Origin of the sequence: Caballeronia sp. AZ7_KS35 (assembly GCF_023631045.1) — a bacterium.
GTDB lineage: Bacteria > Pseudomonadota > Gammaproteobacteria > Burkholderiales > Burkholderiaceae > Caballeronia > Caballeronia zhejiangensis.
In genome coordinates this window covers 178884-200454 of the sequence record NZ_JALQDV010000032.1, presented here as the reverse complement: position 1 = coordinate 200454, position 21571 = coordinate 178884, and the positions used below count along the sequence as shown (strand labels likewise).

26 protein-coding genes are annotated in these 21571 nt (G+C 62.6%); 14 read left to right on the top strand and 12 right to left on the bottom strand.

Annotation, left to right across the window (positions count from 1 at the left end; all coding sequences use genetic code 11):
- Positions 1-3: 3 nt before the first annotated feature.
- Positions 4-1407 carry an aminotransferase-like domain-containing protein gene (locus tag NCT05_RS20725; protein ID WP_008352982.1) on the bottom strand — a complete coding sequence of 468 codons (1404 nt, stop codon included), beginning with the start codon at positions 1405-1407 and terminating at the stop codon, positions 4-6.
- Positions 1408-1537: 130 nt separating this feature from the next.
- Between NCT05_RS20725 and NCT05_RS36815 the strand changes: the two genes are divergently transcribed.
- The 4 genes from NCT05_RS36815 to NCT05_RS20710 are packed head-to-tail and all read left to right on the top strand — an operon-like array spanning position 1538 to position 3944.
- Positions 1538-1666, top strand: coding sequence for a hypothetical protein (locus NCT05_RS36815; protein ID WP_268811676.1), 129 nt, complete (start codon positions 1538-1540; stop codon positions 1664-1666).
- The gene (locus NCT05_RS20720) at positions 1666-3177 is read left to right on the top strand and encodes an FAD-binding oxidoreductase (protein WP_250503071.1); all 1512 of its coding nucleotides are present in this window, start codon (positions 1666-1668) and stop codon (positions 3175-3177) included. The genes NCT05_RS36815 and NCT05_RS20720 overlap by 1 nt, the downstream gene beginning before the upstream one ends.
- Positions 3174-3521, top strand: coding sequence for a hypothetical protein (locus NCT05_RS20715; protein WP_175979484.1), 348 nt, complete (start codon positions 3174-3176; stop codon positions 3519-3521). Before NCT05_RS20720 ends, NCT05_RS20715 begins: the two co-directional genes overlap by 4 nt.
- Positions 3522-3575: 54 nt before the next feature.
- On the top strand, positions 3576-3944 hold the full coding sequence (locus NCT05_RS20710) for a DOPA 4,5-dioxygenase family protein (RefSeq protein ID WP_033537083.1): 369 nt from the start codon (positions 3576-3578) through the stop codon (positions 3942-3944).
- 49 nt (positions 3945-3993) lie between these two features.
- Here NCT05_RS20710 and phaP read toward each other — a convergent pair whose 3' ends face one another.
- Complete coding sequence (gene phaP, locus NCT05_RS20705) at positions 3994-4560, bottom strand: TIGR01841 family phasin (protein WP_250503070.1); 567 nt, start codon at positions 4558-4560, stop codon at positions 3994-3996.
- Between the two features lie 589 nt (positions 4561-5149).
- Here phaP and NCT05_RS20700 point away from each other — a divergent pair.
- A complete protein-coding gene (locus NCT05_RS20700) occupies positions 5150-5365 on the top strand; it encodes a helix-turn-helix domain-containing protein (RefSeq protein WP_008352988.1) in 216 nt (71 codons plus the stop codon).
- Positions 5366-5379: 14 nt separating this feature from the next.
- On the opposite strand, the gene NCT05_RS20695 is transcribed toward NCT05_RS20700, so the two are convergent.
- Positions 5380-6318, bottom strand: coding sequence for a DMT family transporter (locus NCT05_RS20695; protein ID WP_250503069.1), 939 nt, complete (start codon positions 6316-6318; stop codon positions 5380-5382).
- Positions 6319-6614: 296 nt separating this feature from the next.
- On the opposite strand from NCT05_RS20695, the gene NCT05_RS20690 reads away from it, so the two are divergent.
- The gene (locus NCT05_RS20690) at positions 6615-6761 is read left to right on the top strand and encodes a hypothetical protein (protein WP_160172893.1); all 147 of its coding nucleotides are present in this window, start codon (positions 6615-6617) and stop codon (positions 6759-6761) included.
- Positions 6762-6993: 232 nt separating this feature from the next.
- The gene (locus NCT05_RS20685) at positions 6994-7200 is read left to right on the top strand and encodes a hypothetical protein (RefSeq protein WP_250503068.1); all 207 of its coding nucleotides are present in this window, start codon (positions 6994-6996) and stop codon (positions 7198-7200) included.
- A gap of 11 nt (positions 7201-7211) precedes the next feature.
- Here the strand turns inward: NCT05_RS20685 and NCT05_RS20680 are convergent, their stop codons facing one another.
- Complete coding sequence (locus tag NCT05_RS20680; protein ID WP_250503067.1) at positions 7212-7646, bottom strand: hypothetical protein; 435 nt, start codon at positions 7644-7646, stop codon at positions 7212-7214.
- A gap of 255 nt (positions 7647-7901) precedes the next feature.
- Between NCT05_RS20680 and NCT05_RS20675 the strand changes: the two genes are divergently transcribed.
- Positions 7902-8276, top strand: a complete 375-nt coding sequence (locus NCT05_RS20675; protein ID WP_175979482.1) for a hypothetical protein — start codon at positions 7902-7904, stop codon at positions 8274-8276.
- 64 nt (positions 8277-8340) lie between these two features.
- On the opposite strand, the gene NCT05_RS20670 is transcribed toward NCT05_RS20675, so the two are convergent.
- Positions 8341-8514: a hypothetical protein gene (locus tag NCT05_RS20670; protein WP_160172894.1), complete on the bottom strand. Its 174-nt coding sequence runs from the start codon at positions 8512-8514 to the stop codon at positions 8341-8343.
- Between the two features lie 282 nt (positions 8515-8796).
- Here NCT05_RS20670 and NCT05_RS20665 point away from each other — a divergent pair, with 282 nt between their 5' ends.
- Positions 8797-9087, top strand: a complete 291-nt coding sequence (locus NCT05_RS20665) for a hypothetical protein (protein WP_008352995.1) — start codon at positions 8797-8799, stop codon at positions 9085-9087.
- A gap of 53 nt (positions 9088-9140) precedes the next feature.
- Here the strand turns inward: NCT05_RS20665 and NCT05_RS20660 are convergent, their stop codons facing one another.
- Together NCT05_RS20660 and NCT05_RS20655 are read right to left on the bottom strand one after the other, a co-directional pair.
- The gene (locus tag NCT05_RS20660) at positions 9141-10187 is read right to left on the bottom strand and encodes a S1C family serine protease (protein WP_250440693.1); all 1047 of its coding nucleotides are present in this window, start codon (positions 10185-10187) and stop codon (positions 9141-9143) included.
- Positions 10188-10241: 54 nt separating this feature from the next.
- Positions 10242-11117 carry an ATP adenylyltransferase family protein gene (locus NCT05_RS20655; RefSeq protein WP_250503066.1) on the bottom strand — a complete coding sequence of 292 codons (876 nt, stop codon included), beginning with the start codon at positions 11115-11117 and terminating at the stop codon, positions 10242-10244.
- 173 nt (positions 11118-11290) lie between these two features.
- Between NCT05_RS20655 and NCT05_RS20650 the strand changes: the two genes are divergently transcribed.
- From NCT05_RS20650 to NCT05_RS20640, 3 genes are all read left to right on the top strand, one after another.
- A complete protein-coding gene (locus NCT05_RS20650) occupies positions 11291-11800 on the top strand; it encodes a DUF1269 domain-containing protein (protein ID WP_175979480.1) in 510 nt (169 codons plus the stop codon).
- A 231-nt stretch (positions 11801-12031) separates the two neighbouring features.
- Positions 12032-12796 (top strand): ParA family protein, encoded by a 765-nt coding sequence (locus NCT05_RS20645; protein ID WP_175979479.1) that lies wholly within the window; start codon positions 12032-12034, stop codon positions 12794-12796.
- A 199-nt stretch (positions 12797-12995) separates the two neighbouring features.
- Complete coding sequence (locus NCT05_RS20640) at positions 12996-13898, top strand: LysR family transcriptional regulator (protein ID WP_350029895.1); 903 nt, start codon at positions 12996-12998, stop codon at positions 13896-13898.
- Positions 13899-13901: 3 nt separating this feature from the next.
- Here the strand turns inward: NCT05_RS20640 and NCT05_RS20635 are convergent, their stop codons facing one another.
- From NCT05_RS20635 to NCT05_RS20625, 3 genes are all read right to left on the bottom strand, one after another.
- Positions 13902-14066, bottom strand: coding sequence for an FmdB family zinc ribbon protein (locus NCT05_RS20635; protein WP_008353004.1), 165 nt, complete (start codon positions 14064-14066; stop codon positions 13902-13904).
- A gap of 82 nt (positions 14067-14148) precedes the next feature.
- Positions 14149-14961: a mechanosensitive ion channel family protein gene (locus tag NCT05_RS20630; protein ID WP_250435972.1), complete on the bottom strand. Its 813-nt coding sequence runs from the start codon at positions 14959-14961 to the stop codon at positions 14149-14151.
- A gap of 158 nt (positions 14962-15119) precedes the next feature.
- Positions 15120-15650, bottom strand: coding sequence for an Lrp/AsnC family transcriptional regulator (locus tag NCT05_RS20625; protein ID WP_008353006.1), 531 nt, complete (start codon positions 15648-15650; stop codon positions 15120-15122).
- A gap of 139 nt (positions 15651-15789) precedes the next feature.
- On the opposite strand from NCT05_RS20625, the gene mdeB reads away from it, so the two are divergent.
- On the top strand, positions 15790-18498 hold the full coding sequence (gene mdeB / locus NCT05_RS20620; protein WP_250456860.1) for an alpha-ketoglutarate dehydrogenase: 2709 nt from the start codon (positions 15790-15792) through the stop codon (positions 18496-18498).
- Here the strand turns inward: mdeB and NCT05_RS20615 are convergent.
- Both NCT05_RS20615 and NCT05_RS20610 read right to left on the bottom strand, forming a co-directional pair.
- Complete coding sequence (locus NCT05_RS20615; RefSeq protein WP_034471932.1) at positions 18495-19145, bottom strand: phosphoribosyltransferase; 651 nt, start codon at positions 19143-19145, stop codon at positions 18495-18497. The genes mdeB and NCT05_RS20615 overlap by 4 nt on opposite strands.
- A gap of 13 nt (positions 19146-19158) precedes the next feature.
- Entirely contained in the window at positions 19159-19953 is a 795-nt protein-coding gene (locus tag NCT05_RS20610; protein WP_250503064.1) for a crotonase/enoyl-CoA hydratase family protein, read from the bottom strand.
- A gap of 313 nt (positions 19954-20266) precedes the next feature.
- Here NCT05_RS20610 and NCT05_RS20605 point away from each other — a divergent pair, with 313 nt between their 5' ends.
- Entirely contained in the window at positions 20267-21469 is a 1203-nt protein-coding gene (locus NCT05_RS20605; RefSeq protein WP_250503063.1) for an ammonium transporter, read from the top strand.
- Positions 21470-21571: the final 102 nt, after the last annotated feature.

Genomic DNA, 21571 nt, shown 5'->3' with positions numbered 1-21571 from the left:
CTTTCACGAAGCCGCGCGCAGCAGTTCTCCGAGCGTTTTCATCGCGTTGTCGATTTGCGGCGACCATGGATGACCGAAATTGACGCGCACATGATTCCCGAAATCGTGACGCGCGGAGAAGATCGGCCCCGGCGTCACGTTGATGCCGTGTTCGAGTCCCCGCCGATGCAACTGCATCGCGTCGACGTGATCGGCCAGTTGCAGCCACAGGAAATAGCCGCCGTCCGGCCGCCGATATGCGACGTCGGACGGCAGCCAGCGCGCGATGGCGTGCTCCATCGCATCGCGTTGCACGAGAAGCGCGCCGCGCAGCTTGCGTAAATGCTTGTCGAAGCCGCCGTGCTGCAAATAATCGGCGATGCCCGCCTGAATCGGGACGCTGGTGGAAATGCTCGTCATCAGCTTGAGACGCCGGATCGCATCGGCGAAACGGCCCGCCGCGACCCAGCCGAGCCGATACCCCGGCGCAAGCGTCTTCGACAGCGATGCGCAATGCATCACGAGCCCGTTCGTATCGAAAGCTTTCGCGGGCGGCGGACGATCCTGCGCGAAATGCAGTTCGCCGTAGACATCGTCTTCGATCAGCGGAACCTCGTGCTTCGCGAGCAATGCGACGAGCGCGCGCTTTTTCTCGACGGAAAGCGTCGCGCCGGTCGGATTCTGAAAGTTCGTCATGAACCAGCACGCGCGCACCGGATGCTTGTCGAGCGCTTCGGCGAGCACGTCGAGATCGAGACCGTCTTGCGGATCGACCGGAATCTCCACCGCGCGCAAGCCGAGATGCTCGATAGCCTGCAACGCGGCATAGAAGCACGGCGATTCGATCGCGACGACATCGCCCGGCTGCGTGACGGCCATGAGGCAAAGCGTGAGCGCTTCCATCGCGCCGTTCGTGACGATGAGTTCGTCCATCGGCTGCGCGATGCCCATGCCGATATAACGCAGCGCGATCTGTCCGCGCAACGCCTCGTTGCCCGGCGGCATGTCGACGACGGTGCTCCACGGATCGAGCATCCGCGCCGCGTGCGCGAGCGACTTCGCAAGACGCTGCAACGGAAAGAGCGCCGGCGATGGAAACGCGGAGCCGAGCGGCACGACGTCCGGGCGCTTCACGGCGTCGAGCACGGAGAACACGAGGCTGCTTACGTCGATTGGCGCGGGTTCTTTCAGCGTCGCGCTCTCTTTCGGCGCGAGTGCGGCGCCCGGCGCGACGTAATAGCCGGAACGTTCGCGCGCGCGAATCAAGCCCCATTCTTCGAGCAGGTAGTACGCGCGAAAGACCGTCGACTGGCCGACGCCGTATTGCGTCGTCAAATGCCGCACCGAAGGCAGCCGTGCACCGACAGGCAGGCGGCCCGCGCGTATCTCGGCGGCCATCGTGTCGGCAAGGGCTTGGTAGCGCTTCATCGCGGGTATCGGTGAAAGGGCGCGAAATTGTCTCACGCTTTATCGACGGAATATCGACGCCCCGCCGCGCGTTTAATGAATAAGCGGCTTAATCGCCGTGCCCGCTTTTCAATCTTTCGGAGGTGGTTCCATGAAGCTCGCCAGAATCGCAACAGTCATGCTCGCGCTGCTCGCCGGCCTGCTCGCAGGATGTCAGACCGATGGCAGCTCGGGCGCGTCGGGCACGACATCGAACAGCGGCAGCAGCGGCGGATATTGATGCCGTATTTGCCCGCGGCGCTCGCGGCGTTCAAGTCGGCGCTCGGCAACGATGCGGTGCTCGCGGACGATATCGCTTCGTATCTCGATCCGTTCGCGCCCGGCGATGCATCCGCACACGCGCCATCTGCTGTCGTGTTGCCGAAGGACGTCGAAGGCGTGCGTGCGGCATTGGCGGTCGCGAATCGATATCGCGTGCCGCTCTGGACCGTATCGACGGGGCGCAACTTCGCTTACGGCGGCGCCGCGCCGCGTATGCCTGGTTGCGTCGTGCTCGATTTGCGGCGGATGAATCGCATCGTCGAGATCGATGAAACGCTGGGTTATGCGCTCGTCGAACCGGGCGTGACGTATTACGACCTGTATCGCGCGCTCGGCACGCCGCGGCGCTTCTGGCTCGATCCGCCCGCGGCCGGATGGGGCAGCGTGATCGGCAACACGCTCGAACGCGGTTACGGCACGACGCCATACGGCGACCATGCGGCGAATCAGTGCGGCATGGAAGTCGTGCTCGCGAACGGCGATGTCGTACGCACCGGCATGGGCGCGATGTCGTCGAGCCGCGACTGGCAGGTATTCAAGAGCGGCTTCGGGCCTTCGTACGACGGCATGTTCATGCAATCGAACTTCGGCGTTGTCACGAAGCTCGGCGTCTGGCTCATGCCCGCGCCCGAGGGCTACATGATCTGCCGCTACGCATTCGCGCGCGAGGACGATCTCGAACGCGTCGTCGATACGCTGCGCCCGCTGAAGATGGACGGCACCATCCAGAGCAACGCGGTCATCGAAAGCGCGGTGCGCTGGGCGGCAGGCGTGTCGACGCGCAAGCAATGGTTCGACGGCGACGGCGCGATGCCCGACGACGCCATCGACGCCATGGCACGCAAGATCGGCATCGGGCGCTGGAACCTGCGCTTCTGCCTGTATGGGCCGAGAGCGCTCGTCGAGGCGCGGCGCGATATCGTGCATGCGCGCTTCAGGCCGATCGCGGGCGCGACGCTCTTCGAGATGCCGTATCGCGATGCATCGGTCGAGCCGGAAGGCGGCGGCGATCGCGCGCAAGTCGGCATTCCGGGACTCGAAGCGTTCAATCTGCTCAACTGGCGCGGCGGCTCGGGCGCGCACATCGATTTCTCGCCGATCTGTCCGCCCATCGGACGCGATGCCGTGAAGCAGGTCCGCATGGTGCGCGAGCGCGCCGCGCAATTCGGCTTCGATTATTACGGCGGATTCACGGCCGGCGAGCGCGCGATGCATCACATCTTCGCGGCGATTTTCGATCGCGACGATCCGAAACAATCGCGCGATGCCGGCGCGCTCGTCGAAACGCTGATCCGCGATGCGGGCGCGGCGGGCTACGGGCAATATCGCACGCATCTGTCGTACATGGACCTCGCCGCCGCGCAATACGATTTCAACGATCACGCGCTGATGCGGTTTTCGAAGACGATCAAGGCGTCGCTCGATCCGAACGGGATTCTGTCGCCCGGCAAGCAGGGGATCTGGCGATGACGACACGGCGCGCGTTTCTTATCGCGATGGGCGTCGTGCCGTGGATGCCGTTCGGCGGCGCGACGCGGCCATCGGCGCGCACGTGGGTCGTCGACGGGGACTTGCCGCAAGGCGGCATCATCGTGCGGCGCGCGCGTCTGACGGGCGCGCAGATCGCATCTCTGTCGGGCGATGCGGGCTGGCTGTGGATCGAACGCCTGTCGTCGTCGCATGCGATCGGCGGCATCACGCGCTACGCCGATGCGTTCGTGTTGTCTCAACTCGGCGCAGGCGTCGGCATGCGCGCGACGCATCATCGAACGTTCGGTGACGGCGCCGTGCTCTGGACGCTCGAACGTTGCTGAACGCGGTTCGCTAAAATGACACGCATCTCAATATTGCCGCGCACGGACGAAACGATGAACGCCACGGACACACGCACGATCGCCGACTGGCACGCGCATGTCTATTTCGATGCCGCGAGCCGCGACGCCGCGTGGCAGCTTCGGCTCGTGATCGAGCAGCGGTTTGCGACCGAATTGCAGGATGGCGCGCTGCGTCTGGGCCGCTTTCACGAGCGCCCGGTCGGACCGCATCCGATGTGGTCGTTCCAGTTGGGATTCGGCGATGCGCTGCTCGCGCCGATGCTCGCGTGGCTCACGCTGAATCACGGCGCGCTCGATGTCTTCATGCATCCGAATACGGGCGACGCGCTCGTCGATCATCGCGACTCGGCGGTGTGGATCGGCCGGTCGCACGAACTCTCGCTGAAGAGTCTGGGCGGTTGAGACGTAAAAAAGGCGGACCGCGTCCGCCTTTTGCTGGATCGCCGGCGAGTTACTTCTTCGCGCTTGCCGTCTTCGACGACACCACGCGCACGGCCGTCTGGCCAGCCACCGAGGCGTCGTTTTGCGCGGCCTCCACCACTTGCTGCGCGGCCTTCTTCGCCGCTTCGTAAGCGGAATTCGCCGATTCCGTCGCGGCATCGATCGCCGTGCGCCACGCCGTCACGACGGCTTCGCTGCCGACCGGCGCATTGCTCGCGAGACTCTCGACGAACGCCTGCACATTGCGCTGAGACTTCGCGATCTGGTCCTGCGCGGCTTCGAGATAGCCGCCGCGCACGCCCGACGCGATCTCATAGACGCCGAGCCAATAGGCCTGAACGCGCTGGGCGCTGTCTTGCAGGTGCTGGTTCTGAAGCGCGAAGAACGCCTGCGGATCGCGCACGGAGAGCGTTCTGGCGATGAGCGCCTGATGCTCGTCGAGCGCCTTCCTGACCGTACGCACGTTCAGATCGATCAGCTTTTCGAAGCCTTCGACGGCTTGTGCGGCGACACCGAACGTGGTGTCGACCCCCGCCTTTTGTGACGCGATTACATTTTCGGGCGCAAGACTGCTCATGCTCGACTCCATATGGAAATTGCCAATTGATTGCCGATGTATTTGTGCAATGCAGCGAACGACTTATTTTAAGGCAAGCGTGTGGTGTGTCAATTACGTTTTCCCGGCTTGACTTTAAACCACTCAGCCGTTTATTCAAAAATAACAGTGAGCGCAAAGTAAATAAGCGGAGCGATTAAGGACTCATCACACATCACACGAATGCAGGTAGAAAAGAAATAATCCCGACCAGTCGGCCTGCGAACGTGCGTTCATTAAACGCTTGCTGCAGGCGTCCAGGCGCGGCCTGTCGTAAACCCCTAAGACAAAAGTTCCCGAATGCGTTGTTTCCCCACTTGACGCATTGATGCGTTAATTGGAAGAATCTCGCACTGCAACATGCGCGACGGGCTTTCGGTAGGACGGACGATTTTCCGGTATTTCTGTCACTGCCGCGTCATCGTGAATCAGTAGGATTCACCTCGCGCTAATGAGCCGGCGCTGAACGGCATAAAGATATAAATCGAGAGACTTGAAGAAAATGGGGCGACATTCCCAAACCCTTGGCCACCTTGAACGCAGTCACGAAGACAACGCCTTGCGGCGCGCCATGGCCGCACGACTCGACCGGGCCTTGCAGAAGGCAAACATCAGTTCCGCAAAAGCCGCTGGCTGGCTCGACGTGAGCGAGCACGACGTGCAATTCTGGCGGCGCGGCATCACGGTTCCGCCGTTCGCGGCATTCAATCGCATCGCGAAGGCGCTGGACATCGATCCGCATTGGCTCTGCACGGGCCAGGCCGAGCGCGCGCACGCCGCCAACTGAGCGTTTCGTTATCGTCAGACATCCGCCGATACGGCCGGCGCCGCCTTGCGTCCATGCAGGAGCACGGTGCCGATGCCGCTCGCCGCGATCACGCACATGCCGATCGCCATCCAGAAGTCGGGCACTTGTCCGAAGAGCAACCAGCTGAAAAGGGCGGCGAACGCGAGCTGGCCGTAGCCGAGCGGCGTCAGCACGGAGAGCGGCGCGCGCTTTAGCGCCTGAAGCATGAGTCCGTGGCCGGTGGTCGCCATCGTCGCCATGAAGACGACGAGCAGCCAGCTTTCGAATCGTACCTGCGCGAGCGCGGGCAGCATTTCGGCTTGATCCATCCACACGAGCACGCACAGCATGAGCGTCGCGACGAGCGCCGTGAGGAAGTTGGTCGTGATCGCGTCGTCGACGCGCGAAAGATGGCTCGACACCACCTGGAAACACGCGAACGTCGTCGCCGCGCCGATCGGATAGATCACCGTCCAGCTAAACGAGCTGCCGCCCGGCCGCACGACCAGGAGCATGCCGACGAAACCGATCGCGACCAGCGCCCACTTGCTGCGCGGCACGTCGTCTTTCAGCACGAGCGCGGCGAGCAGTGTGGAGATGAGTGGCGCGAGCATCGCGAGGGACGTGCTGACGGGCAACGGAAGATGCCGCAGCCCTGCGAACGTGCACGCGGAATTGGTCAGCAGCAGCACCGCGCGCACGATCTGCAACTTGACGCTGCCCGTGCGAAAGAGGCCGTACGCGCGGCGGCGTATCTGCCACGCGCCCATGACGATCATCTGGAAAAGATAGCGAACCCAGAGCAAAGCCAGCAGAGGGACGGCGGTGCCGATCAGCTTGACGGTGGAATCGCTTGCCGCGAAGGTCGCGGTCGTCAGGATCATGATGGCGATACCGGCTGCCGTGTTATCGGTATCAATGCGGTATTGCGCCTTGCCCTCTAAGGTTGCCATCGAACTCTCGTGGTAGTGAAGGAACGGTTTTTAGGCCGTTGCTTCAATTCTCCCGGCATCGCAGGACGCTGGCAAGGCAACAGTAAAGTTCTTTTCCGCCGTGTTGCGCACAGGGCACGACGCGGGAAATGTACTAGACGGTTCGAACAATCGCATGCTGCGCTCATGCCGATTGCTGGCGGTCGTGCTTTTCGCTCCTAGTTTTTTGTGCCTTGAATTAAGACGCGGATTAGCGCTTTCCTATCTTCGACGCTCTACTATTCGTTGCACGCCAAACGAGAGAACGAATAGCAGCCATGCAAAAGAAGCGCATCATCCTTGCGGCCGCCATGATGTCGATGAGCCTTATCGCATTCATGTCGATGAGTAACAGTTACAGCGCCGCCGATACGTTCCCGATCGCTCGTGCGGCCCCGGAGCAGGTACAGGTGTTTCAGCAGTGAAGCAGTAGAAGCAGTAGAAGCAAGGCACTATCCGCAGCAGCAGTAAAACGTGACGTGAAAGTGAGAAAAGAGCCGGACGTGTGCGCAAGCATCCGTCCGGCTTTTTCATGCGCGTCCGAAACGCATGCAACGCGCATGCGCCGGCGCACATTATTTCGATGGAACGCCTTGCGCCTGAGCATTTGCCGCCTACACTTAAAGTAGTTTCTCAACTGCTTCGAAGGAGGCAACAATGAGAACGAGAACACGCGAAGTCGTTCGCCTGCTCGCGACGTTCCGCCACTCGGCGCGCTGTCGGACGTTGCGTGCGGCGGCGGCGGCGCAGGAAGCGCGCGATCTCGCCAACGAGCCTTCGCCCGACGACCCATCGGAAGGCGATGAGCGCGCCGAGTCCGAAGCGCCGTCCGTCTTTCGCAAACCTCGTCCGGGCATGCACTGAAAACGCTGCGCTCAGACGCCCGCCGGATTCCTGAACGGGGAGAAGCGCCAGTGGCCGCTCGCGTCCTTGACCGCGATCGCGCCGTGCTCGTGCAGCATTTCGCCGATCGCGCTCGGCTTGATGTCATCGTTGATGCGGATGACGAGCAGCGTGCGCTGTGGCGTGGCGTCGTCGGCGGCATGAGACGCGGGCGGGCGCGGCGAGACCGGCTCGTGCGGCACGAACCGATTGCGCGCGCAGATCACGCCTTGATGCTCGCCATGAGCGACGTACTCCGCATCGTCCTCGTCGTGCGCGGGCGGCAGCAGAGCATCGATATCGCTCTCGCCACGTCCGGCCCGATAAAGATGCGCGTCGTCGCGTCGCAAACCCGCGAGCTGCAATGCGCGAAGCGCGTCGTGTCCGTCCCGATAGGATCCGAACACACCAACTATGACCTGATTCATCGTCGCCCCCTCTGTCAGTCCGAATGAGTCGCGGACCGGCAATGTCTTCATGCGCGGTCTTTCGCAGTCATGATCCGCGCTCTTTCGATTCGTCAGATGAAGTGCAGCAACACGCGTTCCCGAATGAAGGTTTTGAAAGGAGCGCCGAGGATGACCATTCGTCCGCAGGTTGCGACCCCAACGCCGATCACCTAAAGTAACTGAGCTTCTTTCCCGGATCCGCGCGTCACGCGACGCGCTCTTCGCGAGGTTCGAATGATTGCGAAAGCCTGTGCTTGGGTGCTCGTGCTGATGGCAGGCTCCGCAGCGGCGGCGCCTTGCTATAACGATGGCGATGTCGTCACGCTCGAAGGCACGGCGACGCGCCAGGCCGCACGCGAAGGCGATGCGTCCCCCAAGCCCGCGTGGGTGCTATCGCTGTCGCGTCCGGTGTGCGTGATGAGCGCGAGCACAGGACAAGGCGGTCGCCAGCAGACGAATGTGTCGGCGGTCCAGATCATCGATGCGACGCCCACGGAGAACGCACGCATTCAACTGACGGGCAAGCTCGTCACGGGCAATGTCAGCGCTTACTACGCAGTGCCCACGGCAATCTGGGTGCTGAAGCAGCGGGTGCTGTCGGGACAATAGCGGGGACATAGCGCCGCGCGGCCCGCACGGGCGATGCTTCGAAACCGGCGAGAAGTACGAACGATCAGGCGGCTTTCGCGTGCGCCTGATAGCGCCAGTATTCAGCGACGACGATATGCAACGGCTGATTCTCCAGCTTGCGTTCCTCGCCGAATCGCAGGATGGCGTCGAGTTGTGCGCCAGTGCAACGGAACGCTTCGCGGCGCATCGCCGTCTGGTTTTTCTTGTGCGTGGTCATGGCAATCCTTTTTCTAGGACCTTCCCCGACAGGGCAGGCTCGTTCGAACGGGGCGGCCCGTGCGCGCGAACACTGTCTGCTGCTTCCACATTAGGCCGGAGCCGCGCACGCGCGACCGGTCGTTAGCGCACATAGCCGTCGAGACATTGCAAACAGCGCAAAGCGCGGGCCAGGGTGCGGAATCGCTTCGTTTCCTTGCGCCGCTGGAATAAAGCCTTCGGTTGCGACGTTTAGCATTCATGGAACCGCGCTCCATGACAGACGCGGAACGAGGAGGAGCCTGTGAGCGTCGATCAGCTCGCGCAGGAGGAACTCGCGCACATCGGCCGGATGATCGCGGAGCTTGAGCGCGTGGCGGCGAAAGCACGCGGGGAGCCGATGCGGCATGCCGTCATGCAGCAGGCGTACTGGCAACGGCGTATCGATGCGTTGATCGATGCGTCGGCGAACGCGCCGTTGCGCCGCGACGCCGACGCGCTGCGCGAGCGTCTGGCCGATGTTTTCGCCGATGCGCGCGCACGAAACACGGGGTACGCGGGACAAGCGGCGCGAGAGACCGGCAGCAGGAAGTGAAGCGAAGCGTTGGGAGGCGGCGCGTGTGCATCGAGGCACGCGCCGCCGCCGCGTCAGCCCGTCTGCTCGACGGGCGTCACGTCGATATCGAGCTTCTGCGTGCCGCGCAGCACCGCGATCTTCACCGGCCTGTCGATGCGCGATGCGTCCAGCGTGCGCTGCAAACTGTCGACGCTATCGATGGCGACGTCATCCACCGCGACGATCCGATCGCCTGTGCGCAGGCCGCCGAGCGCGGCCGGACTGCCTTTGACGATCTCCATCACATGCACGCCGCTTGCCGACGGAAGCGCGAAAAAGCGCTGCACGCGCCGCGAGATCGGCGTCGTCGTACCCGCCACGCCGATATACGCGCGCCGCACGCGCCCGTACGCGAAGATCTGCATGATGACCCACTTCGCCGTATCGATCGCGGTCGCGAAAGAGATGGCCTGCGCGCCGGCGATGATCGCGGTGTTCACGCCGATCACCTGGCCTGCCGAATTGATGAGCGGCCCGCCCGAGTTGCCGGGATTGAGCGCGGCATCGGTCTGGATGACGTCATAGATCATGCGGCCCGAAGTCGAGCGCAGCGTTCGGCCGAGCGCGGAGACGACGCCCGTCGTGACGGTCTGCGCGAGCCCGAGCGGATTGCCTACCGCGATCGCGATCTGTCCTACGCGAAGGCGGCCCGAGTCGCCCAGTTCGACATGCGCCAGCGGCTCCGGCGAGCCGATGCGCAGCACCGCGAGATCGCTTGCGGGATCGTCGCCGACGAGATCGGCGTCGAAGCGCGTGCCATCGGCGAGCGTGACGACGATATGCGTCGCGCCGTGCACGACGTGACTATTGGTCAGCAGATAGCCGTCGGGCGTGAAGATGAATCCCGAGCCCGTGCCGCCGACACTGCGTCGCGCGCCGCGCGCGTCGGCCAGTTGACGTTCGACGGAAATGAACACGACTGCTTGCTGCACGCGCTCCAGCGCGCCGATGACGGTGCGCGAATAGGCGTCGAGCAGGGCCCCATCGTCGATAGCGTCGATGGGGTCGAGCGGGGTGGAGGGCGCGGCGTCCTGCGCCCCGCGCGCAAGATCGTCGATGAATTGAGGCCGGCTTCCCATGTTCCTTGAACTCCCGATGTCTGGATGCGGACATGCGGGTCGCCGGAGCCGATTTCAAGAGATAGTTGCGTTTGCAAGTAGTTTCATCGGACCCAGCGTTTCGACGACCTCGCGCTGTGCGTCGTCGCGAACGAAGAGCGAGCCGGCGAATCCGAGCGCATTCACCGCGACGCCCTCGACATGCGATACGCTGCGCGGCACCGCGAGCATCCATCGACGCGTGACGAGCAGGTTGTAAGGCGCGCTTTGATGTTCGACGCCCATAACATCGAGCGGTTGCACGCCGATCGCGTTCAGCAGTTGCAGATAGGTTGCGTGCACGTTGGCGATGCTGTCATCGTCGAGCCATGCGGCTGCGTGCGCGAACGCGAGTTGCGGCACGCGAAAGATGCCGCTCGTGCGCGCCGCTTCGATGGCCGCTTCGATCGGCAATGCCTGACCATCGAGCGGCAGCGGCACCATCTGCAGATGCTTGTGCGGCTGGCTCGATCCGGCGATGCTGCCGCCGTTATAGAAGCCGAGTGCATCGAAACGATCGAGGCAGGCAAAGAGCGCGGCGAAGTCGTCCTCGCTGATGAGCGTCTCTTGCGGCTCGAAGTCCGTCGTCACGATCAGCAGATGATGCGCGAGCACGTTGAACTTGTTGAGCAACAGAAAATGCCGCTCGCCGATATCGCCGACACGCAGCGCTTCCTCGCATGGCGAGAATGGATCGCGCCATGCGCTCGCGGCATCGGCGGCGGACTTTGCCGCGAGTTTCGATGCCTGCTCCTTGCGCGCGATATTAGCGGCCTGTCGTACGAGAAAGCGCACGCCGCCATCTTCGATCACGCTTTGCGCGGTATCGAACGAACGCAGTGCGCCGCATGCGAGTGCGCGTTCGGTTTGCATGATTACGTCCTGCCACGAAGGGGTGTTCATGTGCGTCATGCTGCTCCTTTTCCGAATGCGAATCGTTCGAACGAATCCGGAGATACTCGCATAAGCGTGCGCTGCCTGCATGGTGATACCCAAGCACGGTGACCTGCTTCGTGCGTGTTGAAAAGCGTTCCTGTGCGCGTCGTCTATATTGGATTCATGACGCTCCGATATGGAGGTGCGAGATGAGGCGCATCTATTTTCTGCTGCCGAGTGTGGCGAGCGCGAAGGGGATCATCGACGAATTGCTGCTGAAGCGAATCGAATGGCGGCATATCCATGTGCTTGCGCGGCCTCATGAACCGCTGGAGGATTTGCCTCAAGCGACACTCGTTCAACGCACCGATCTCTTGCCTGCGCTTGCTCGCGGAACGGCTGCAGGAGGCGTGACGGGCGCGCTCGCCGGACTTGTTGCGATGGCATTTCCGCCTGCGGGTTTGACGATTGCCGGCGGCGCGGTCGTTTGCATGACGCTGGCGAGCATGGGCTTCGGCGCATGGGCCGCGACGATGATCGGCGTGGGCATTCCCAATACGCGCTTGCGGCGGTTCGAGCAGGCGATCGACGATGGCGAATTGCTGATGATGGTCGATGTGCCGAAGGATCGTGTCGAGGAGATCGAGGCGCTGGTGAAGAGTCATCATCCGGAGGCCGATGTCGAAGGGGCCGATCCTACGATTCCGGCTTTTCCTTGATTTTTTCGCTTTCGCCGGATCCCGTTTTCTTAGTGGTCTATTAGCACAGGGGCAGTGCTAATAGACCGACACGAATACGGGATCCAGCGACACCTCCCGAACAAACGAACAAAAACCCAAAGCCAAAAACCGCAACCATATTGATGCGATAAGATCACATCCCTGGAACCGCTCAACCCCAGCCAGAACGCACAAAGAAACGAGCGTTCACAAACCCAGGAAGAAAAACCGATGCGCCGTGTGGTCTTCAATCAAAAGGGTGGCGTAGGCAAGTCCACCATCGTCTGCAATCTCGCCGCGATCAGCGCTTCCCGGGGCCTGCGCACACTCGTCATCGACCTCGATCCGCAGGGCAATGCAAGCCAGTACCTGCTAGGCGAACAAGCCCGCGATGCACAGCCGAATCTCGCAAGCTTCTTCGAATCCGCATTGAGCTATAGCTTTCGCGAACCGGCGTTCGAGTCCTTCATTCATGCAACGCCATTCGAGAATCTCGACATCGTGCCGTCGCATCCGAATCTCGAAGCGCTGCAAAGCAAGCTCGAATCGCGCTACAAGATCTATAAGCTGCGTGACGCATTGAAGGGACTGCAACACTACGACGCCGTCTATATCGACACGCCGCCCGCGCTCAACTTCTTCACGCGCTCCGCATTGATCGCCGTGGAGCGCTGTCTGATTCCATTCGATTGCGACGACTTCTCGCGCCGCGCGCTCTATTCGGTGCTCGATAACGTGCAGGAGATCCGCCACGATCACAATCCGGATCTGAGCGTCGAAGGCATCGTCATCAATCAGTTCCAGCCGCGCGCAAGCCTGCCCCAGCAACTCGTCGAGGAACTACGCGGCGAAGATTTGCCTGTGCTCAATTCGCATCTGTCGCTCTCCGTGAAAATCCGCGAGAGCCATCAGCACGCGCGGCCGATGATCTATCTCGAACCGCGTCACAAGCTCGCGCAGGAATACGTCGCGCTGCACGAGGAACTGAACGGCTGACGCGCCGCACTACACGAGAGCGCGGGTAAGTCGGGAATAAATCGGCATCACGCACGTTCTTGCAGAAGACAGGCGCAATCCGTCGCGCCTTCTTTTTCGCCAGAACATGAATATGACCACCGTTCCATCGCAGGCTTCGCACGGGTCTCTCACGGCGACTTCGTCCGGGGCGCCTCCATCGACAGAAAGTCTTTCCGGCATGGTCGCGTTCGTGCGCGCCGCCGAGTCGGGCAGCTTCGTCGCGGCAGGGCGCGCGCTCGGATTGTCGGCTTCGGCAGTAGGCAAGAGCGTGATGCGGCTCGAAGCGAAGCTCGGCGTGCAACTGCTCAATCGCACGACGCGCAGGATCGGCCTCACGCACGAAGGCGCACGTTTCTTCGCGCGCTGCAAACGCATGCTCGCCGATCTCGAAGAAGCAGAGAACGAGCTGTTCCATTCGACGTCGTCGCCGCGCGGACGCCTGCGCATCAGCGCGCCGTCGCTCGGCACGCGGCTATTGATGCCGCTCGTGCCGGACTTCAGGCGGCGCTATCCGGACATCGAACTGGATATCGAATTCAGCGATCGCGTAGTCGATGTCACGCAGGAAGGGTATGACGCGGTGATCCGCACAGGGCGTCTCGCCGATTCGCAATTGCTCGCGCGCCCGCTCACGCAATACGGTCCGGTCGTGATTGGCTCGCCCGCATACTTCGCGGGTCATGGCGAGCCCGCGACGCCCGGCGATCTCGATGGCCATGCGTGCATCCGCTTCCGTTCTCCGGCGAGCGGCCGTCCCGAGCCCTGGCGTTTCGCGCGTGACGATCACACGTTCGCAATCGATCCGCACGCGACGCTCACGTTCAACGACATGGAAGCCGTGCTCGCAGGCTGCATCTCCGGATTGGGGCTCGCGTGCGTGCCGGATTTCGTCGCGAAGAGCGCGATGGACGGCGGCATGCTGCGCGCGGTGCTCGGCGCACACATGCGTCCGGAAGGCGTGTTTCAGATTCTATGGCCGCCGAGCCGTCACGAAGCGCCGCGCTTGCGCGCGTTCATCGATCACGTCGCGCAACGTCTGGGCGGCCTGCCGTCGCACGAAGTGCGGTTTCGCGCGGCTTGAAGTTCAGCTTTTCTTCGTGGTCTTCGCGACGAACGGCGCCGGTGCGTGCGCGACCTTCTCGCTGCCGCACTTCGGGCATTTGAGTTGCACCGTTGCATGCTCGACGATGTGCTCCGCGTGCTCGAAGGTCTCGCCGCAATCCTGACAACGGTATTGATAAGTCGGCATGGCATCCTCCCGCGCGCGACCGGTGATCCGGCGCAAGGCACGCCGGTTCCACTCATTCTAGTTCAGCATTCGCGCGTGAAAATCAGTTGACGACGCGGCGCACGAGCGGCGTTTCCGGCGTCGGATAGCCGGCTTGCCTGAACGTTTCGATGATCGCGCGATTGGTGTCGAAATAGACCTGCCAATAGTCGTTTGTATTGGTGTAAGGCCGCACGCACAGAAGCGGTCCTTCCGGCGTGAACGACAGCACTTCGACATCGGGCGGCGGCGTGGTCGCCACGTTCGGTATCTTCGCGACGGCTTCCTTCAGACGCGCGATGGCATCGAGCGGATCGACGCCATTCGCGATCTTCGCGCTCAGTTCGACGCGCCGATGCGGCAGCAAGCTGAAATTCCAGATCGTGTCGGAGAAGATCTTGTTGTTGCCGATGATGGCCGCGACGTTGTCGGGCGTCGTGATGGTCGTGCCGAAAAGACCAAGCTCAGTGACGGTGCCGGTCACGCCGCCCGCGGTCACGAAATCGCCCACTTTGAAGGGCCGCAACACCTGCATGAACACGCCTGCCGCGAAGTGCGCGAGCAGCCCGCCCCATGCCGTGCCGATAGCGAGACCGAGACCCGCGAGCAACGCCGCGAAAGACGTCGTCTGCACGCCAAAAATCTGCAGAATCGCGAGTACGAGCAGCAGATTGAGAATGACGCCGACGATGGAGCCGAGATAATGCGCGAGCGTCGGATCGACGCGGCCGTTGCGCGAAAGAAGCTTGCGCATCGTGCTCGTGACGAGACCGATCAGCCAGCGCCCGATGATCCACAGCGCGATCGCGCCGATCACCATGATCGCGAAATCGACGCCGCGCGTCATGATGAATACACGTACGGTTTCGATGTTCATGTCTTTCTCGCGTGCGTGGTAATTCGTCAGAGAACACGTCAAGCCGGGAAAACATGCCGCACAGGCCACACGAGTTATAGGCGATGCACCGCGTCATCGCAAGAATTACAGGAATGTTTAGTGCTGTCGGAAGGATCGACCGCTCGTTGCACTATCCATCAGGTCCATTCTGCCTCGTCGGCATTCTGATCGGGCAGGGTCAATCCCGACGCGGGCAACGGCAGCGCGGTTTTATAGCGCACCTGTTTGAGCGCAAAGCTCGAACGAATGTTGGAAACGCCTGGCATCTTCGTGAGCCGTTCCAGGATGAAGCGCTCCAGCGCGGCGACGTCGGGCAATACGACGCGCAACAGGTAATCGGCATCGCCCGTCATCAGATAACACTCCATCACTTCGGGCCGCTCGCTGATCGCTTGCTCGAAACGCGCAAGCGCATCCTTGATCTGCTTTTCCAGACTGACCTGAATGAAGACGTTGATGGAAAGCCCGAGCGCTTCCGGATTCAGCAAGGTGACGTGCTGCTTGAAAAGGCCCGCCTTCTCCAGCGCGCGCACGCGGTTGAAGCAGGGCGTCGGCGAAAGATTGACGGCGCGGGCGAGTTCCGAATTGGTGATGCGCGCGTTTTGCTGTAGCTCATTCAATATGCCGATGTCGATGCGGTCGAGGCGCTGCTTCGAGTGTGCTGTCATAGTCGAAAGATTCCGGTTTTTGGCGTTTCCGAAGAATAAACACACTACAGCAAAGCGAGAAGGCAGCCAAATGAGACGCACATTCTGCGCATCAAAGGATATGCTTGAGCGTATTCTCTAGCCAACGCGGAGTCGCGCCATGACGGACTTGTCGAGCGGTACCACCCAGCTTCTTTCCATTGCCAAGGGACGCGAGGACATCGATCCCGGCGAGACCGCCGAATGGCTGGAGGCGCTCGATGCGGTCGTCGAACACGTAGGCAAGGATCGCGCGCAGTATCTTTTCGACCGGCTCGCGGAGCACGCGCTGTCGGTGGGCGTCGAATCGGCGCGGGCGCGCGCGACGCCTTATGCGAATACGATTCCCGTGGCGCAGCAACAGCCTTATCCCGGCAATCTCGACATCGAGGAAAAGCTCGCCGCGGTGTTGCGCTGGAATGCACTCGCGATGGTCGTGCGCGCGAATCGGGCTTATGGCGAACTCGGCGGCCATATCGCAAGTTATGCATCGGCGGCGGATCTTTTCGAGGTCGGCTTCAATCACTTCTTTGAAGCCGCGAATGAAACGCATGGCGGCGATATCGTCTACTTTCAGCCGCATTCGTCGCCGGGCGTCTATGCGCGCGCGTTTCTCGAAGGCTTTCTCGGCGAAGAACATCTGAAGCATTATCGGCGCGAGATCGCGGGACCGGGCTTGTGCTCTTATCCGCATCCCTGGCTGATGCCGGATTTCTGGCAGTTCCCCACTGGGTCGATGGGCATCGGTCCTATCAATTCCATTTATCAAGCGCGCTTCATGCGCTATTTGCAGAACCGCAATCTCAAGAACACGGAAGGCCGCAAGGTCTGGGGCTTCTTCGGCGATGGCGAAATGGACGAGCCGGAATCGATCGGCGCGCTGTCGCTCGCAGCGCGCGAGCAACTCGATAACCTCGTGTTCGTCATCAACTGCAATCTGCAGCGGCTCGATGGCCCTGTGCGCAGCAACGGGCGCATCGTCGATGAACTCGAAGCGCAATTCACCGGCGCGGGCTGGAACGTCATCAAGGTCTTGTGGGGCTCGGACTGGGACGCGCTGTTCGCGCGCGATCGCTCCAATGCATTGCTGCGCGCATTTGCGCATACCGTCGACGGCCAATTCCAGACTTTCTCGGCGAATGACGGCCGCTATAACCGCGAGCGCTTCTTCGGGCAGAATCCGGAACTCGCGGCGCTCGTCGCGCATATGTCGGATGAAGATATCGACCGTTTGCGCCGTGGCGGTCACGACGTGCGCAAGCTCCACGCCGCTTATGCGAAGGCGCTTTCGCACAAGGGCCAGCCGACGGTGATTCTCGCGAAGACGATGAAGGGCTTCGGCATGGGCGCGGTGGGGCAGGGCCGCATGACGACGCATCAACAGAAAAAGCTCGATCTCGACGATCTCAAGCAGTTCCGCGATCGTTTCCGCCTGCCGCTCTCCGATAACGATGTCGAGCAGCTCAAGTTCTACAAGCCCGCGGATGACGCGCCCGAAATGCGCTATCTGCACGAGCGTCGTGCGGCGTTGGGCGGTTATCTGCCGCGACGTCGCGCGAAGGCTTCGCTTGGCATCACGCCGCCCGCGCTCGCTACGTGGGGCCAGTTCGCGCTCGACGCATCAGCGAAGGAAATGTCCACGACGATGGCTTTCGTCCGCATGCTCGGCAGCTTGCTGAAGGACAAGACGCTCGGACCGCGCGTCGTCCCTGTGGTCGCGGACGAGGCGCGCACGTTCGGCATGGCGAATCTCTTCAGGCAAGTGGGCATCTATTCGCCGCTCGGCCAGTTATACGAGCCGGAAGACATGGGCTCGATGCTCTATTACCGCGAGGACACGCGCGGGCAGATTCTCGAAGAAGGCATTTCGGAGGCGGGCGCGGTGTCGTCGTGGATCGCGGCGGCGACTTCATACAGCGTGCACGATCTGCCGATGCTGCCGTTCTACATCTATTACTCGATGTTCGGTTTTCAGCGCATCGGCGATCTGATTTTCGCGGCCGCGGATCAGCGTTCGCGCGGCTTTCTCATCGGCGCGACGGCGGGCCGCACGACGCTCGGCGGCGAAGGCTTGCAGCATCAGGACGGCACGAGCCATCTCTCTGCATCGACGGTTCCGAACTGCCGCGCTTACGATCCCGCGTTCGCGTACGAAGTCGCGGCTATCGTCGATGAAGGCATGCAGGAGATGATGGAACGCCAGAACGACGTGTTCTATTACATCACGGTGACGAATGAAAACTACGCGCAGCCTTCCGCGCCCGGCAGTGCGCTGAATGCGTCCACGCGCGAAGGCATTTTGCGCGGCATCTATCGCATCGGCGGCGATGCCAATGCGCAAGTGCAATTGCTCGGCTCGGGCGCGATCCTCAACGAAGCGATCGCCGCGCGCATGATGCTCAAAGACGACTGGAACATCGACGCCGCCGTGTGGAGCGTGACGAGCTTCACGGAGCTTCATCGCGATGGCGCGTCATGCGAGCGCGCGGCGCGCCTCTCCGACGACGATGCGAGCGTGCCCTTCGTCACGCGCGCGCTCGAATCATCGCGCGGGCCGGTGATCGCGGCGACGGACTATGTGCGCGCGGTGCCCGAACTGATTCGCGCGTATGTGCCGCGCCGTTACGTCACGCTCGGCACCGATGGCTTCGGCCGCAGCGATACGCGTCAATCGTTGCGTGAGTTCTTCGAAGTGGATCGCGTATCGATCGTCATCGCCGCGCTGAAATCGCTCGTGGACGAAGGCGTCATCGAGAAGCAGTCGTTGAAGGCCGCGCGTGAAAAATACGGCAAGACGCAGGAATCGCACGACGCGCCCTGGCTGCGCTAAACATCCTTGCGGGCCGCATCGAGCAACTCGCGCACTTCGTCGTCGCTCGTCTGATCGAAGTCGATGTAGAACTGCCCGACGCCGAAGTATCGATGCGGCCGCATTACGCAGACGAATTCATCGACGATATCTTCCACGCGCGCTTCCGAATCGAGCGGCGCAACGGGCAGCGCCGCGACGATCTTCGACGGGCGCGCATGACGCAAGGACATCGCCGCGGCCTTCATCGTTGCGCCGGTCGCCATGCCGTCATCGACGACGATCGCCACGCGTCCGTTCATATCGAGCGGCGGCATGTCGCCGCGATACAGCGCCTCGCGCCGCTCGAGCTCGGCGCGCTCCATCGCGATCACGCGATCGAGTTCGTCTTTCCCGACGCCTGCATATTCCACGATGCGCTCGTCGAGAAAGAACGCATCGCCGGATGCGATCGCGCCCATCGCGAGTTCCGGCTGCACCGGCACGCCGAGCTTGCGCACGACGAGCACATCGAGCCGTGCGCGCAATGCACGTGCGACTTCGTATGCCACGGGCACGCCGCCGCGCGGCAATGCGAGCACGGTGACGTCGTCACGGTCCGCATACGCGCCGAGATGCTGCGCGAGCTCGCGGCCCGCTTCCCTACGGTTCTCGAACACTGAGTTCATGTCGCTCGTCCTTTCAGTCCCGATGTCTTGCGATGAAACGCGTCGCGCCTTCGAGACCTTCATCGAACACCGCGCGATATCCGCTCGCGCCTTCGCGCTGCAAGGCGCGGCCCAGGTCGGCATCGAATGCGTTGTCGTGCGCGGAGCATAAGTCGGCGCGCAACGCGGCCTGCGGCAGCGCGGCCAGTTCGCATGCGAGCGCTTCGGCGACATTGCGCGCTTCGCCCGCCGGCGCAATGCGATTCGCAAGGCCGATAGCGAGCGCTTCGTCAGCATCGACGGCGCGGCCAGTGAGGATCAGATCGAGCGCGCGCGACATGCCGATGAGACGCGGCAGCCGTGTCGTGCCGCCATCGATGAGCGGCACGCCGACGCGTCTGCAGAACACGCCTAGCACCGCGTGTTCCTCGACGACGCGCAGGTCGCACCACGCGGCAAGCTCGAGTCCGCCTGCGACCGCATGACCGGCGATGGCGGCGATCACGGGTTTGTGCAGCGTGAGCCGCGTCGGTCCCATCGGGCCGGGGCCGCTGCCGTCGGCATGGATCTTGTTGCGGCGCGCGTCATCGTTGAGTGCGGACAGATCAGCGCCCGCGCAGAACGTGCCGCCCGCGCCCCATAGCACGGCGACGGATAACGCATCGTCGGCATCGAAGCGCTCGAACGCCTCTCGCAATGCGTCGGCCATGGAACGATCGACGGCATTGCGACGCGCGGGCCGATCGAGCACGACCGTGACGACACGCGGATCGCGCTCATGCGATTCCATGCGTACGTGCTCGCCAAATCGTTCGATGCGTGAGGTCATGGCCACTCCGTTTTGCACGCGACCAGTCTTCAGAATACTCGCCGCGCAACGCGAACGTGCATCGCATCGCATGCTTGCGATAAGCCTACGGCGTCCCTTCGCATCGAAATATTTGGCTCTTGCGCGGTGCATTCAATGCCATGCAACGGGGCACTGCACCAAGATCGGGCGCACCGAAAAAGTTAGCGTCACGGCCCGTTGCACCATGCCAATCCGCGCTGCGCAAAGCGTCTGCACCGTTTGGATGCCGTCTGCGCCAACTTGGCCCGGAACTTGCAAAACGTGCGCCTCTTCCAGACCAATCGCTCGAATCATGCAGGCACTCCAATCCGGAACCGACACTCTTTTTCTGCTGTTAGGCGCCGCGATGGTGCTTGCGATGCACGCAGGTTTCGCCTTTCTCGAACTCGGCACCGTGCGCCGCGAGAATCAAGTGAATGCGCTCGTGAAGATCCTCGTGGACTTCGCCGTGTCGACGCTTGCGTACTTCTTCATCGGCTACAACATCGCGTACGGCGTGCAGTTCATGCACAGCGCCGATATCCTCGCGCAGCACAACGGCTATGCGCTCGTGCGCTTCTTCTTTCTGCTGACCTTCGCCGCGGCGATTCCGGCGATCGTGTCGGGCGGCATTGCGGAGCGCTCCAAGTTCAATCCGCAACTGTTCGCGACCTGCGTGATCGTCGGCTTCATTTATCCCTTACTGGAAGGCGTCGCGTGGAACGAGCGTTTCGGCATTCAGGCGTGGCTCACGCACACGTTCGGCGCGCCGTTTCATGATTTCGCCGGCTCGGTCGTCGTGCATGCGTTCGGCGGCTGGGTCGCGTTGCCCGCCGTGCTGCTGCTCGGGCCGCGTCACGGGCGTTATCACAAGGACGGGCGCATCGCCGCGCATCCGCCGTCGAGCATTCCGTTTCTCGCGCTCGGCGCGTGGGTGCTTGCGGTCGGCTGGTTCGGCTTCAATGTGATGAGCGCGCAGACCGTCGACAAGATCAGCGGCCTCGTCGCCGTCAACTCGCTGATGGCGATGGTCGGCGGCACGCTCGCCGCATGGTTCGCGGGCCGCAACGATCCGGGCTTCACGTATAACGGGCCGCTCGCGGGTCTCGTCGCGGTATGCGCGGGCTCGGACCTCATGCATCCGCTCGGCGCGCTGATCGTCGGCGCGGTCGCGGGCGTGCTTTTCGTACAGATGTTCACCTGCGTGCAGAACCGCTGGCGCATCGACGACGTGCTCGGCGTGTGGCCGCTGCACGGCATGTGCGGCGCGTGGGGTGGCATCGCGGCGGGCGTGTTCGGGCAGAAGGCGTTCGGCGGCATCGGCGGCGTGTCGATCGGGTCGCAGCTCATCGGCACGGCGGGCGCCGTCGTGCTCGCGCTCGCGGGCGGTGCGCTCGTGTATGGCGCCATCAAGATGACAGTGGGCCTGCGGCTCGATCGCGAAGAAGAGTTCAATGGCGCCGATCTCGCGATTCATCGCATATCCGCGACGCCCGATCGCGAAATGGCCGGCTGAAGCCGACGCTCGCGCCGGGTCCACAAGCCCTGCGACGAGTGGCCAGGCATGCGCCTGGCTAAATCAGAAGAAAGGCCGCCGGCGACCGATGCACTCGCCGCG